Here is a 13,217-nt window from a genome sequence, read left to right on the forward strand (position 1 = left end):
TTACGCCTGGGTGGTGCCCGGGCCGCACACCGGCGTGGGGGCCCCCCCCCCCGGCTACCCCCCGGGGGAAAAAAAGGTAGGGGGCGGGGGGGGGGGGGGCCCCCCCCCCCCCCCCCCCCACGCCCCCTGTCCACATGTCCGGCGCTCCCGCAGGAACCAGGCCGTCAGCCTCGTACAACGGTCCCGAACCGAATGTCGTACGAAGGCGAAGGCGAAGGCGAGAGTGAGGGTGAGGGCGAGGGCGAGGGCGACCCGCTCAGCGCAGCCAGCAGCCGCCCCGCCTCCTCGGTCACCTCGGTGCGCTGCCGCCCGGTGAGCGTGCCGAAGGGCTCGACGGTGAGCACGGTCCCTTCGCCGGTCCCCTCCAGCCGCCACACGCCCGCCAGGAACCCGTCGACGAGCAGGGTCGGGTAAGCCTGATTGCCCCGCCAGGTACGGCCCTTGTAGTCGGCGGACACCACACGGGAGCGGTCGGCGTGCGAAAGGAGCAGGTTGTCGAACTCGGGCAGCAGACGCGCGGGGGCCGGCGTGTCGGCGTCCGGGCGGGGCGCGTCCGGCAGGTCGAAGAGCTCGACACCGTGCTCGTCGGCGAAGGTGACCAGCTGGGGCCGCAGCCGTTCGAAGGCGTCGCGCAGCCGGGTCAGACCGGCCCAGGTCTGCATGTCCTTGACGGAAGCGGGCCCGAAGGCGGCGAGGTAGCGCAGGACGGTGGCGTCGGGCGCGGGAGCCGGTTCGGACGGCCTGCCGAGCCAGTGCTCGGCGGTGGTGAGCGCGACCTGGCCGCTGCGGCCCCACAGCCCGCGCGGGGTGACCTGGACGAGCGGCAGCCGGCAGCGGGCGGCGATCGCGAGGGCCGCCGGATCGGCGTCCGGCCACTCGGCGAGCAGCGCCTCCCGCAGTTGCTTCATCGTGCGCGGCTCGGCCTCGACCAGTTCACGGCTGATCACGGCGAGCCGGTCGAGGTCCACTCCGGCGAGCCCCTTGCGGAAGCCGTACAACTCGCGTTCGCGGGCGGCCTGTACGAGCGGGCGCAGCGTCAGGCAGTCGTCCGCGGTGTGCGTGTGGATGGTGGACCGCATGGTGACGATGCGGACGACCTCCCTCGCCTCCATGGCCGTCGAGAGCTCCTGCGGGGCGAAGCCCTCCAGGCGGGCGGCGAGCGCGTGATACGGAGGCTTCACGTTCTGTGCCTGGAGACCGACGAGGTGCTCGACGGCGTCCTTCGCGGACAGGGTGGCCCGGCGCAGGAGCAACTGCCGGGCGAGGGTCGCACGGTTCAGCTCGCGGACACTCAGCACGGGAGCGGTCGAGGTCTTCGTCATGTCCGGCACGTTACTGGGCCTCGCGGACACCCTCTGTCCCTGTTCGCGAGCAGGTCGAGCCGCTCCGGCCATGTGACCCGTATATCCTGCCCGTGATCGACAAGGCGACGGACGAGACAGCTGGCGGAGCAGCTGCTGAAACAGCTGACGAAACAGACGCCGAGACAGACGACAAGACGGCCGACAAGACAGACGTACGAACAAGCGTGCGACACGTGTGACACGGAGGCAGCCGCGATGCCGGAGCGCCGAGCCCGCCCCGTACCCGCCACCAGGGGCAACCGGAAGCCGATATGGCGACGCGCCGTGGCTCCCACCACCACCGAAGCCCCTGCGGACCCTCCGACGCACCGCCCCACCGCGGCCGACGCGAAAACGGACGCCGTGGAGCCCGGCAGCGTCGTACAGGCGGCGCTCTACCGCGACGGTGTGCGGGTCGCGACCCCCGCCTCCCTCGCGGACACCTTCCGTGAGTTGCGCGAGCAGCCGGACGGCATGGCGTGGATCGGGCTGGCCCGTCCCACGGAGGACGAGATCCTGTCCCTGGCGGCCGAGTTCGACCTGCATCCGCTCGCCGTCGAGGACGCGATGGAGGCCCATCAGCGGCCGAAGCTGGAACGGTACGGCGACACGCTCTTCGTCGTCCTGCGCGCGGCCCGCTACCTCGACGCGTCCGAGGAGGTCGACTTCGGCGAACTGCACGTGTTCCTCGGTCCCGACTTCCTCATCACGGTCCGGCACGGCGCCGCTCCGGACCTCTCCGCCGTCCGACGCCGTATGGAGGAGACCCCGGAGCTTCTGAGCCTCGGCCCCGAGGCAGTGCTCTACGCCATCCTCGACGCGGTCGTGGACGGTTACGCACCGGTCGTCTCCGGCGTCCAGAACGACATCGACGAGATCGAGACCGAGGTCTTCGGCGGGGACCCCTGGGTCTCTCGCCGCATCTACGAACTCTCCCGCGAAATGGTCGAGTTCCAGCGCGCCACCCGTCCTCTGGTCGGCATGCTGCACGGCCTGATGGCAGGCTTCGCCAAGTACGGCACCGACGACGAACTCCAGCGCTACCTCCGCGACGTCGCCGACCACGTCACCCACACCAGCGAACGCGTGGACGGCTTCCGCCAGGCCCTCACGGACATCCTCACGGTCAACGCCACACTGGTCACCCAGCAACAGAACGCGGAGATGCGGGCGTTGGCGGAGGCGGGCTTCGAACAGAACGAGGAGATCAAGAAGATCTCGTCGTGGGCCGCCATCCTCTTCGCCCCGACCCTCGTCGGCACGATCTACGGCATGAACTTCACGCACATGCCTGAGCTGGGCTGGACCTTCGGATACCCCTTCGCGGTCGCCCTGATGGCGGTCGTGTGCACCAGCCTGTACGTCATCTTCAAGCGGCGCGATTGGCTCTGAGCACTTCGAGCGGGCGGCCGGGGCAGGGCAACGCACGCGGTGCGGGCGGCAAGCCGGTCGGGCATGTGCTGAGCTCACCGGCCCCCAGACACGGTTGCGAGCCCTTAACGAGGCACCTGGCAGGCGAGTTGAGGTAGCGAACTCCTTTCCCTCCGGCCAGGGAGTCTCGTCCGTCACACCCGCCGCCCCTCACCGGTACGAGGGCAGCCGGGCGCGTCCCTAAGGGCAGCCACCGTGCCCCGCCGCTTCCTGACTCGGCACCCGCGTTGCGTCTAACGTCCGAGAGTGAGCCTTTGGACTTCTCTGGAACCCGCCTCCGCGACCGTGGACCCGGGTGGCAGTACGACGGTGCGGCTGCGTCTTCGCAACACCGGTGATGTGGTGGACGAGTACCGCTTCGAGGCGGTCGGTCCGCTGGCGCCGTGGGCGAGGGTGGAGCCGCAGGTGTTGCGGCTCTATCCGGGGACGACGGGTTCGGTGGACATCGCGTTCGCGCCGCCGCGTACGCCCGATGCGACGGCGGGCCCCAATCCGTACGCGGTGCGGATCACGCCGACGGAGCATCCCGAGGCGACCACGGTCCCGGAGGGGAACCTCACCATCACCCCGTTCACGGAGGTGCGGGCGGAGTTGGTGCCGCCGACGGTGAAGGGCCGTTTCCGGGGTCGTCCGAAGCTGGCGGTGGACAACCTGGGCAATACGAAGCTGACGGCGTCGGTGAGCGGCAGCGACAACGGCGATCAGTTGTCGTACGACATCCATCCGTCGAATGTGCAGATCGACCCGGGCCGTGCGGCGTTCGTGAAGACGACGCTGAAGCCGCGCCAGATCATCTGGTTCGGATCGAAGGAGTCACGCCCCTACACCCTCGCCCTGCAGCGGTCCGGCGTGGACCCGCTGGACGTGGAAGGCACCTACGTCCAGCGAAGTTTCCTGCCGCGCTGGCTCGCCACCTTCCTGGGCGTCTTCCTGGCTCTCGCCATCACGTTCGTGATGCTGTGGATCGCCTACAAGCCGCAGGTGCGCAGCGCCGCCACGGAGAAGCTGCAGGAAGCCGGCATCAGCACCCTGCCGCCCAGCAGTCCCACGGCGTCCCCCGAAGCGCCGAAGGCCCCGTCGTCCGTCCCCACGACACCCCCGGCCGCGACCGAGACGCAGAAGGCGGGCGGGTCAGGAGCCGGGGCAGGGGGCGGCGGATCCGAGGACAAGGAGGCCAAGGCCCCGGAGAGGACGGCGGCGACCGCCGTCCAGGAACTCGCCGCGCAGGACCCGACCGGACGGCACATCTGCTACCGGGCCTACGTGTCCGGCCAGGGCTGGACCGACGCCGTGTGCGACGGCGAGACGGCCGGCACCGTGGGCGAGGAGACACCGCTCAAGGCCGTCAACATCGCCGTGTCCGGAACCAAGGGCACAAGCAGCGCCGCCTTCGTCCACAACCCCGGGTCCACCAACGGCGAGGGGCACTTCCCCGACCCGTGGTCGGGAGCCGCCGACGGTATCGACAACTACGTCGGCAGCACCAAGAAGGACGCCCCGAACATGCTGGGGTTCACCATCAACGTCGGAGGCGGCAGCAGCAGCGTCTGCCAGACCGCCCACGTCCACGACGACGCCTGGCTCGGCATGGAATGCGACGCCCCCGAGTCCGGGTACGACTTCACCTACTCCGGGACCCACAACAACGACCTCTGGCTGGAAGCAATCAAGCTCAAGGTGTGAGCCACGCGGAAGGGGATGCCGACACCGGTTGCCGACACCCCCTTCCGCCGGCCTCCTCAAGCAGCCAGGGCCGCGGGTGAGGGCGCGGTGGGGAGTGGGTCGGTTGCGGCGAGCAGCTCCATGAGGGTGGCTCGGGCGCGGGCCACGCGGGAACGGACCGTTCCCACGGGGCAGTCGCTGAGAGCGGCCGCCTCCGCATAGGGCAGCCCCATCATCTGCGTGAGAACGAACGCCTCACGGCGCTCGTCCGGCAGCGCCGCCAGCAGATCGAGGAGCACGACCCCGTCGTCGAAGCCGGGCAGGCCGCGCGGCTGGGCCCGTTCGACCGCCAGCCGCCAGTCCGGTACGTCGGACAGGCGCGGCCGGGCGGCGGCGTACCGGAGGCTGTCGACCACGGCACGTCGCGCGATGGCCAGCAGCCATGTTCGGGCCGAGCAGCGGCCCTCGAATCTGTGCAGGCTGCCGAGCGCCCTCAGGAACGTGTCCTGGGCCAGGTCGTCGGCGGCCTGGGGGTCGGCGGAGAGGTACGCGACATAGCGCACGACGTCACGGTGCAGGGCGCGCACGAAACGCTCGACGGCGTCCGGGTCGCCACCCCGGGCGGCCAGCGCCCAGGCGGTTATCGACTCGTCGACGGATGCCGCCGTCTCACCACCACTGCCGCTCCTGTCGCTTGCGATGCCTGTGTCGCTTCTGTTGTTTGCGACGCTTCTGTTGCTTCCGTCGTGTGGGACGGGCGGGGCAGGCGTGATCACCAGGTGTCCTTCTCGGGTCATCCGTGATCCGGACCGATGGCGCGCTCGCACGTCGGTCCGGCGAGGGGGCACGGCCGTACACGGAGGTACGGCCGACGCCCGAGGCGCGCGTGGCGACGCCTCGGGGATCCGGCTGTCTCAACAGGCAGCGGACCCCGCGGGCGGACCCCGAGAAGTGATGGCGTGGACGAGAAGGAGGCGCCGCGGCGAACGGTCGGAGGGACCGCGGCGGACGCGAATACGCGGGCGGTGCGGGGGCGTGGGCAGCGCGAGCAGCAGCCGCAGGGGTGCGGCCAGCCGTCCGGCCACCGCGCGCAGGATACGGAAGGCGGCGCGTTCGCCGTACGCCAGCCACAGACCGCACAGCAGCGCGGCCAACAGGTGGGCGGCGAGCATGCCGAGCGAGGACGTTCCGTCCATGTCGTGCGCCGACTGACTCATGGCACCCGAGCCCATGTGGCCCGCGCCCACGTGTCCCGCGCCCATGTGTTCCGAAGCCATGTGTCCGGAGCCCATGTGCACCATGGACCCCATGTCCATGGCGTCCATGGTGTCCGCGGCGTCCATGGAAGACGAAGATGTGTGCGCCGCGCCCACCCCCCGGCCGGAGGCCACCGGCCCCGCCATCGCCCCCTCCATCGACCCCGCGAGCGAGAACGACCAGTGGAGCAGGCCCTGGGTGACGACCACCACCGACACGACCAGGGGGAGTCCGCGCTCCCGGCCGGCCAGGCACCAGCCCGCGCCGCCCGTCGCCACGGTCCCGCCGGCCATCGTCCACCAGGCCACCGGGGAGCCGGACATCAGCACGTGGCCGAGGGCGGCGAGCAGCACACAGACGACCGCGAAGACCGCGGCCCGTACCGTGCGAACACCCCACCCAGCAGTCATGGCTGGCCTCATCCTCGCATTCGTCGCGCGTGCGTCGTGGTGAGGTACGGGAATTGCCCCCGTCCCACCCTCAACACGCGACGCGTGATCCAGGACACATGGCAGGCCCGAAACTTCACCCGCGCCCGAACCGACGTCCGCGCGGACTGAGACCTTGAGCGCTCCGCGTAGTGCATACGATCGCCGCGTGACTCTCTTTCATGTGCGACGGGACACCTCCCTGGATGCCGACGAGGCGTGGCGGCGGCTCACTCTGTGGGAGCGGCATGCCGATGTGGTGCCGTTGACGCGGGTCCGGGTCGTCACGCTGCCGCCTCGTGGGGCGGGCACGGTCTTCGTGGCGCGTACCGGGGTGGGGCCGGTGGCGTTCGACGACCGTATGGAGGTCGTCGTCTGGCGACCGCCCCTGGACCGTACGCCCGGGCTGTGCCGGCTCGTCAAACGCGGTGGCCTCGTCGTCGGGTGGGCCGAGATCGAGGTACGGCCGGCGGCGGGCGGCGGCTCGCAGGTGCTGTGGCGGGAGGAGTTGGGGGTGCGAGGGCTGCCCCGCGTCTTCGACCCCGTGCTGGGGCGGGCGGGCCGGTGGATGTTCGGCCGGGCGGTGGACCGGCTGCTGTCACACCCCTGAGAGCCGGGCCCGTCAGCCGTCGGCCGTAACCCGTGACCAGCCGTCAGCCGTCAGCCGTCAGCCGGGAGTCTCGGGAACCGTCTGGGCGGTCGAGGAGGAGGACACGCTGGAAACCCGGGTCGAGGCAGTGTCCGAGAAACGTGCAAGATCCCGCGATGCGTCATGGCAAAAGTGTGTGGAACGAGTCCGCTCGGAGTTGCGAGACTAGGACCCATGAACGACATGGGGCGGTTCCGTAAGGCAGTCGTCCAGTGGGCCGCCGGCGGCGCGGGGGCGGTGGAAGCGGGCGTGCGCGCGCGGGAGGCGGCGGCCGACGCCGGGCTGCGTACGGTCGTGCTCGTCGAGGGGGGCAGCGACCGGGTCGCCGTCGAGGCGCTGGCCGCCCGGCACGGCCGGGACCTCGACGAGGAGGGGGTCTCGGTGGTGCCGCTCGGGGGCGCGATGAGCGTCGGGAGGTTCGTGGATCTGTGCGGGCCGCAAGGGCTCGACGTGCGGCTCGCCGGTCTGTGCGACGTGGCCGAGGAGCGGTTCTTCCGGCGCGCGCTCGAACGGGCCGGGATCGGCTCGGACCTGACGACCGACGGGCTGGAGTCGCTCGGCTTCTTTCTGTGCCGCGCGGACCTGGAGGACGAACTGATCCGTTCCCTGGGCGCCGACGTCATTCAGCAAGTGGTGGCGGAACAGGGCGAGTTGCGCGCGTTCCGCACCCTCCAGAACCAGCCCGCGCAGCGGGGGTGGACCGTGGAACAGCATCTCCACCGCTTCATGGGCACCCACGCCGGTCGCAAGGCCCAGTACGCGCAGGAACTCGTCGCGAGCCTGGACCTCGACCGGACGCCGCCGCCGCTGGAACGGCTCCTCGCCCACGTCTGACGGCCGCGTCCGGCGCCCGCACCTGGCGGCCGAGCTGCCTGGTCAGGCCATCGAACCCATGTCCCGCACCGGCGTGGGTACTGGCCTCGGCACCGGCCTCGGCACCGGAGTCAGCACCGGAGTCGGCATCGGCATCGGCATCGGTGACACGTCGTGGTGGATCGGCGTGTGCGCGCCGGTCAGCGACACCCCGCTCCCGCCCCGCCGGTTCGCGACGATCTCCGAGGCGATGGACAGGGCGGTCTCCTCGGGCGTACGGGCGCCGAGGTCGAGGCCGATGGGCGACCGCAGCCTGGCCAACTGCTGTTCAGTCACGCCCACTTCGCGGAGCCGCGCGTTGCGGTCCAGGTGCGTGCGGCGGGAGCCCATCGCCCCCACGTACGCGACCGGCAGCCGCAGCGCCAGCGCGAGGAGCGGTACGTCGAACTTGGCGTCGTGGGTCAGGACGCACAGGACCGTACGGGCGTCGACCTCCGTGCGCTCCAGGTAGGTGTGCGGCCACTCGACGACGATCTCGTCCGCCTCCGGGAAACGCGCCGCCGTCGCGAAGACGGGACGCGCGTCGCAGACCGTCACGCGGTAGTCGAGGAACTTGCCGATGCGGACCAGGGCCGAGGCGAAGTCGATCGCCCCGAAGACGATCATCCGGGGCGGCGGTACCGAGGACTCGACCAGCACGGTGAGCGGTGCTCCGCAGCGGGAGCCCTGTTCGCCGATCTCCAGGGTGCCGGTGCGGCCCGCGTCCAGGAAGGCCCGCGCCTCCTCCGCCACCGTGCGGTCCAGTTCGGGGTGCGCGCCGAAGCCGCCCTCGTACGGGCCGTCGGGGCGTACGAGGAGGGCGCGGCCCCGCAGTTCCGCCGGGCCGGAGACGACGCGTGCGAGCGCCGCCGCCTTTCCGTCGGCGGCTGTGGTGAGCGCGGACGTGAGCACGTCGCGAAGCGGTGAGGAGGCGTGCACCGGGGTCACCAGGATGTCGATGACGCCGCCGCACGTCAGGCCCACCGCGAAGGCGTCCTCGTCGCTGTACCCGAAGCGTTCGAGGGCCGACTCCCCGTCCTCCAACGCCTGTTGGCACAGGTCGTAGACCGCGCCCTCCACGCAGCCGCCGGAGACCGAGCCGATCGCCGTGCCGGCGGCGTCCACGGCGAGGGCGGCGCCGGGGCGTCTTGGCGCGCTTCCGCCGACGGCCACGACGGTGGCCACGGCGAAGTCGCGGCCCTCCGCCACCCACCGCCGCAGGTCTTCTGCTATGTCCAGCATCTCTCGGTCTCCTGCCGTCTACGGGTGCGTTGCGGCTGACCGCGCAGTTCCCCGCACCCCTGAAAGGCCCGGGTGCGTCGTGGCTGGCCGCGCAGTCCCCCGCACCCCTGAAGGGCGCAGGCGCGCTGTCGACGGCCACGCAGTTCCCCGCGCCCCTGAAGGGGGCGAAAGCTGGGGCGCGGCTCCTCCCTTGAGGGGCGCGGGGAACTGCGCGGTCAGCCCCCACCGGGGCGCGGATCCGTCACCCCGCCCCCAGCGAAACGCTCAGTGGACCCCCATCCAGCTCTCGATCGGGCTCAGCGCGAAGAAGACCAGGAAGATCGCCGTGAGGCCCCACATGAACGCCCCGACCTCCCGCGCCCTGCCCTGAGCGATCTTGATGGCGACGTAACTGATGACTCCGGCCGCGACTCCCGCGGTGATGGAGTACGTGAACGGCATGATCACGACGGTCAGGAAGACCGGGATCGCGGTGGCGCGGTCGGCCCAGTCCACATGGCGGGCGTTCATCATCATCATGGCGCCGATGACGACGAGGGCAGCCGCCGCGACCTCGCCGGGGACGATCGCCGTCAGCGGGGTGAGGAAGAGGCAGGCCGCGAAGAACAGGCCCGTGATGACGGAGGAGAGCCCGGTGCGGGCACCTTCGCCGACTCCCGTCGCCGACTCCACGAACACCGTCTGGCCGGACGCGCCCGCGACCCCGCCGATCGCGCCGCCCGCGCCGTCGATGAACAGCGCCTTGGACAGGCCCGGCATCCGGCCCTTGCCGTCGGCGAGACCCGCCTCGGTGCCGACGCCGATGATGGTGGCCATCGCGTCGAAGAACCCGGCGAGGACGAGCGTGAAGACGATCATGCCGACCGTCACCGCGCTGGCCTCGCCCCAGCCGCCGAACTCGACGTCGCCGAAGGCCGAGAAGTCGGGCATCGACACCGCGCTGCCGTGCAGTTCGGGCGCGCCACTGGCCCACTGCTTCGGGTCGATGACGTCGAGGGCGTTGAGGACTACGGCGAGTACGGTTCCGCCGACTATGCCGATCAGGATCGCGCCGGGAACACCGCGCGCCTGCAGCATGAAGATGGCGAGCAGCGTGACGGCGAACAACAGCACCGGCCAGCCCGCCAGTTCGCCCGTGGCGCCGAGCGAGACCGGGGTCGCCTCGCCCTGGTGGACGAAGCCCGCCTTCACCAGGCCGATGAGCGCGATGAACAGACCGATGCCCATCGTGATCGCGTGTTTCAGCGCCAGCGGGATCGCGTTCATGATCATCTCGCGTAGCCCGGTGACCACGAGCAACATGATCACCACGCCGTACATCACGCACATGCCCATGGCCTGCGGCCAGGTCATCTGGGGCGCGACCTGCGAGGAGAGAACGCCGGAGACGGACAGTCCCGCGGCGAGGGCAAGCGGCACCTTGCCGAAGGAGCCCATCAGCAGCGTGGTGAAGGCCGCGGCGAACGCTGTCGCGGTGATCAGGGCCTGCCGGCCGAGCGTGTCGCCCGCCACGTCCTTGCCGGACAGGATCAGGGGGTTGAGGAGGAGGATGTACGCCATCGCCATGAAGGTCGTGACGCCGCCGCGCACCTCGCGCGCGGCCGTGCTCCCCCGCAGGGATATGTGGAAGTAGCGGTCGAGCCAGGACCGGCCGGCCGGGACGCGGGTTCCTTCACCCGCGTCGTCGGCGGTGGTCCCGGGCTCAAGTGACTGCTGGGTCATGGTGCCTTCTCCCAAGGTTCATAGGGGCACCCGCGCCCTGCTTTCGGCTTGCGCGGGTTTTGGGAAGGTGCACGACCCGGGGGACGGCCCGAGACGAGACGTGGTGCTGCACTCGCACCTGTGCCGGGGGTGCCGTGGGATACACGGTCACCCGGCACCGGGGCCGGCGTAGCGGTGGAACGGGTGCTCACGCGCGACGGCGGACGCCTGCACGCAAGGACGACGGGTCAACTACGCCGTGCCCGTGAGGTGTTCCGGGCGGACCGGTGTCCTGTTGAGCTCCAGACCCGTCGCGTTGCGGATCGCCGCCAGGACGGCCGGGGTCGACGACAGGGTCGGGGCCTCGCCGACGCCACGGAGCCCGTACGGCGCGTGGTCGTCGGCGAGTTCGAGCACGTCGACGGGGATGGTCGGCGTGTCGAGGATCGTGGGGATGAGGTAGTCGGTGAAGGAGGGGTTCCTGACCTTCGCCGTGACGGGGTCGACGATGATCTCCTCCATGACCGCGATGCCGAGGCCCTGGGTCGTGCCGCCCTGGATCTGGCCGATGACGGACAGCGGGTTGAGCGCCTTGCCGACGTCCTGCGCGCAGGCCAGTTCGATGACCTTCACCAGACCGAGTTCGGTGTCCACCTCGACAACGGCGCGGTGGGCCGCGAACGAGTACTGGACGTGGCCGTTGCCCTGTCCGGTGCGCAGGTCGAAGGCCTCGGTCGGCCGGTGCCGCCACTCCTCCTCGACCTCGACCGCCTCGTCTTCGAGTACGTCCACCAGGTCGGCCAGGACCTCACCGCCGTCGGTGACGACCTTGCCGCCCTCCAGGAGCAGTTCGGCGGTCGCCCAGGCGGGGTGGTACGTACCGAGCTTGCGTCGGCCGATCTCCAGGACCTTCTCGCGGACGAGTTCGCACGCGTTCTTCACGGCGCCGCCGGTGACGTACGTCTGGCGGGACGCGGAAGTCGAACCGGCGGACCCCACCTGCGTGTCCGCCGGCTGGATCGTCACCTGGGCGACGCCCAGCTCGGTGCGGGCGATCTGCGCGTGGACGGTGACCCCGCCCTGGCCGACCTCCGCCATCGCGGTGTGCACGGTCGCGACGGGCTCGCCGCCGACGACCTCCATACGGACTCTGGCGGTCGAGTAGTCGTCGAAGCCCTCGGAGAAGCCGACGTTCTTGATGCCGACCGCGTAGCCCACACCGCGAACGACGCCTTCGCCGTGGGTGGTGTTGGAGAGGCCGCCGGGGAGCTGACGGACGTCCGCCGCCTCGCCGGCCGCGAGCCACTGCTGCTCCGGCGGCATGGGCATCGCCTTGACGCGGCGCAGGAGTTCGGCGACCGGGGCGGGCGAGTCGACCGGCTGGCCGGTGGGCATCAGCGTGCCCTGGGACATCGCGTTGAGCCGCCGGAACTCGACCCGGTCCATCCCCACCGCGTCCGCGAGCCTGTCCATCTGCGCCTCGTAGGCGAAGCACGCCTGGACCGCGCCGAAGCCGCGCATGGCGCCGCAGGGCGGGTTGTTGGAGTAGAGGGCGATGGCTTCGATGTCGACGTCTTCGAGGACGTACGGACCGACCGCCAGGGATGCCGCGTTGCCGACGACGGCCGGGGACGCGGAGGCGTACGCGCCGCCGTCGAGGACGATCCGGCACTTCATGTGGGTCAGTTTCCCGTCCTTCGTCGCCCCGTGCTCGTAGTGGAGCTTCGCGGGGTGGCGGTGGACGTGGCCGAAGAAGGACTCGAAGCGGTTGTAGACGATCTTGACCGGTTTGCCCGTGCGGAGTGCCAGCAGGCAGGCGTGGATCTGCATCGAGAGGTCCTCGCGGCCGCCGAACGCGCCGCCGACGCCGGACAGCGTCATGCGCACCTTGTCCTCGGGCAGGCCGAGCACCGGGGCGATCTGGCGCAGGTCGGAGTGCAGCCACTGGGTGGCGACGTAGAGGTCCACGCCGCCGTCCTCGGCGGGTACGGCGAGGCCCGACTCGGGGCCCAGGAAGGCCTGGTCCTGCATACCGAAGGTGTACTCGCCCTCGACGATGTGATCGGCGCGCCGACGGGCCGCCTCCACGTCACCGCGGACGATCGGCTGGCGGTGCACGATGTTGGGGTGCGACACGTGGCCCATGTGGTGGTCGTCGCGGCCCTCGTGGATCAACGGGGCGTCCGGCGCGGTGGCCGAGGCCTCGTCCGTGACGACCGGCAGTTCCCGGTACTCCACCTTGATCTTGGCGGCGGCCCGGCGGGCGGTCTCGGGGTGGTCGGCGGCCACGATCGCGACCGGCTCGCCGTGGTGGCGTACCCGGCCGTGGGCGAGTACCGGGGTGTCCTGGATCTCCAGGCCGTAGGTCTTCACGGCGGTCGGCAGGTCGTCGTACGTCAGGACGGCGTGGACGCCGGGCGTCGCGAGGGCCTCGCCGGTGTCGATGGAGAGGATCTCGGCGTGCGCGACCGTGGAGCGCAGGATCTGGCCCCAGAGCATGTCCTCGTGCCACATGTCGGACGAGTACGCGAACTCGCCGGTGACCTTGAGGGTGCCGTCCGGGCGGAGCGTGGACTCGCCGATGCCGCCCTTGGTCCGCGAACCCTGGGTGACCTTCGTGGGAGTACCGACGGGAGCTGTGTTGGTCGCCAT

Annotated in this window: 10 protein-coding genes; 4 read left to right on the forward strand and 6 right to left on the reverse strand. The window is 71.0% G+C overall.

Going from position 1 to position 13,217, the window contains the following annotated elements; genetic code table 11:
- Positions 1 to 164 precede the first annotated feature (164 nt).
- Positions 165 to 1,322, reverse strand: coding sequence for a winged helix DNA-binding domain-containing protein (locus ACIOKD_RS01245; RefSeq protein WP_402076603.1), 1,158 nt, complete (start codon positions 1,320 to 1,322; stop codon positions 165 to 167).
- 237 nt (positions 1,323 to 1,559) lie between these two features.
- Here ACIOKD_RS01245 and ACIOKD_RS01250 point away from each other — a divergent pair, with 237 nt between their 5' ends.
- Both ACIOKD_RS01250 and ACIOKD_RS01255 read left to right on the forward strand, forming a co-directional pair.
- Positions 1,560 to 2,735, forward strand: coding sequence for a magnesium and cobalt transport protein CorA (locus tag ACIOKD_RS01250; protein ID WP_402076604.1), 1,176 nt, complete (start codon positions 1,560 to 1,562; stop codon positions 2,733 to 2,735).
- A gap of 285 nt (positions 2,736 to 3,020) precedes the next feature.
- Complete coding sequence (locus ACIOKD_RS01255) at positions 3,021 to 4,457, forward strand: hydrolase (RefSeq protein WP_402076605.1); 1,437 nt, start codon at positions 3,021 to 3,023, stop codon at positions 4,455 to 4,457.
- 56 nt (positions 4,458 to 4,513) lie between these two features.
- On the opposite strand, the gene ACIOKD_RS01260 is transcribed toward ACIOKD_RS01255, so the two are convergent.
- Together ACIOKD_RS01260 and ACIOKD_RS01265 are read right to left on the reverse strand one after the other, a co-directional pair.
- Complete coding sequence (locus tag ACIOKD_RS01260) at positions 4,514 to 5,233, reverse strand: sigma-70 family RNA polymerase sigma factor (RefSeq protein ID WP_402076606.1); 720 nt, start codon at positions 5,231 to 5,233, stop codon at positions 4,514 to 4,516.
- 117 nt (positions 5,234 to 5,350) lie between these two features.
- Entirely contained in the window at positions 5,351 to 6,103 is a 753-nt protein-coding gene (locus tag ACIOKD_RS01265) for a hypothetical protein (protein ID WP_402076607.1), read from the reverse strand.
- 187 nt (positions 6,104 to 6,290) lie between these two features.
- On the opposite strand from ACIOKD_RS01265, the gene ACIOKD_RS01270 reads away from it, so the two are divergent.
- Both ACIOKD_RS01270 and ACIOKD_RS01275 read left to right on the forward strand, forming a co-directional pair.
- Positions 6,291 to 6,731 (forward strand): SRPBCC family protein, encoded by a 441-nt coding sequence (locus tag ACIOKD_RS01270; RefSeq protein ID WP_402076608.1) that lies wholly within the window; start codon positions 6,291 to 6,293, stop codon positions 6,729 to 6,731.
- A gap of 213 nt (positions 6,732 to 6,944) precedes the next feature.
- Positions 6,945 to 7,604 carry a TOPRIM nucleotidyl transferase/hydrolase domain-containing protein gene (locus tag ACIOKD_RS01275; RefSeq protein ID WP_402076609.1) on the forward strand — a complete coding sequence of 220 codons (660 nt, stop codon included), beginning with the start codon at positions 6,945 to 6,947 and terminating at the stop codon, positions 7,602 to 7,604.
- Positions 7,605 to 7,646: 42 nt separating this feature from the next.
- Here ACIOKD_RS01275 and ACIOKD_RS01280 read toward each other — a convergent pair whose 3' ends face one another.
- The 3 genes from ACIOKD_RS01280 to ACIOKD_RS01290 all read right to left on the reverse strand — a co-directional run bounded on the left by ACIOKD_RS01280 (position 7,647) and on the right by ACIOKD_RS01290 (position 13,217).
- Positions 7,647 to 8,864: an XdhC family protein gene (locus tag ACIOKD_RS01280; RefSeq protein WP_402076610.1), complete on the reverse strand. Its 1,218-nt coding sequence runs from the start codon at positions 8,862 to 8,864 to the stop codon at positions 7,647 to 7,649.
- 264 nt (positions 8,865 to 9,128) lie between these two features.
- Positions 9,129 to 10,586 (reverse strand): NCS2 family permease, encoded by a 1,458-nt coding sequence (locus tag ACIOKD_RS01285; protein WP_402076611.1) that lies wholly within the window; start codon positions 10,584 to 10,586, stop codon positions 9,129 to 9,131.
- Positions 10,587 to 10,817: 231 nt separating this feature from the next.
- The gene (locus ACIOKD_RS01290) at positions 10,818 to 13,217 is read right to left on the reverse strand and encodes a xanthine dehydrogenase family protein molybdopterin-binding subunit (RefSeq protein ID WP_402076612.1); all 2,400 of its coding nucleotides are present in this window, start codon (positions 13,215 to 13,217) and stop codon (positions 10,818 to 10,820) included.

The organism is Streptomyces sp. NPDC087844 (genome assembly GCF_044742785.1).
Taxonomy (GTDB): domain Bacteria; phylum Actinomycetota; class Actinomycetes; order Streptomycetales; family Streptomycetaceae; genus Streptomyces.

Coding starts and splice junctions, on each gene's coding strand:
- ACIOKD_RS01260 (WP_402076606.1), bottom strand. CDS start 5,233: ATGACCCGAGAAGGACACCTGGTGATCACGCCTGCCCCGCCCGTCCCA.
- ACIOKD_RS01265 (WP_402076607.1), bottom strand. CDS start 6,103: ATGACTGCTGGGTGGGGTGTTCGCACGGTACGGGCCGCGGTCTTCGCG.
- ACIOKD_RS01290 (WP_402076612.1), bottom strand. CDS start 13,217: ATGGCGACCAACACAGCTCCCGTCGGTACTCCCACGAAGGTCACCCAG.
- ACIOKD_RS01250 (WP_402076604.1), top strand. CDS start 1,560: ATGCCGGAGCGCCGAGCCCGCCCCGTACCCGCCACCAGGGGCAACCGG.
- ACIOKD_RS01275 (WP_402076609.1), top strand. CDS start 6,945: ATGAACGACATGGGGCGGTTCCGTAAGGCAGTCGTCCAGTGGGCCGCC.
- ACIOKD_RS01280 (WP_402076610.1), bottom strand. CDS start 8,864: ATGCTGGACATAGCAGAAGACCTGCGGCGGTGGGTGGCGGAGGGCCGC.
- ACIOKD_RS01285 (WP_402076611.1), bottom strand. CDS start 10,586: ATGACCCAGCAGTCACTTGAGCCCGGGACCACCGCCGACGACGCGGGT.
- ACIOKD_RS01245 (WP_402076603.1), bottom strand. CDS start 1,322: ATGACGAAGACCTCGACCGCTCCCGTGCTGAGTGTCCGCGAGCTGAAC.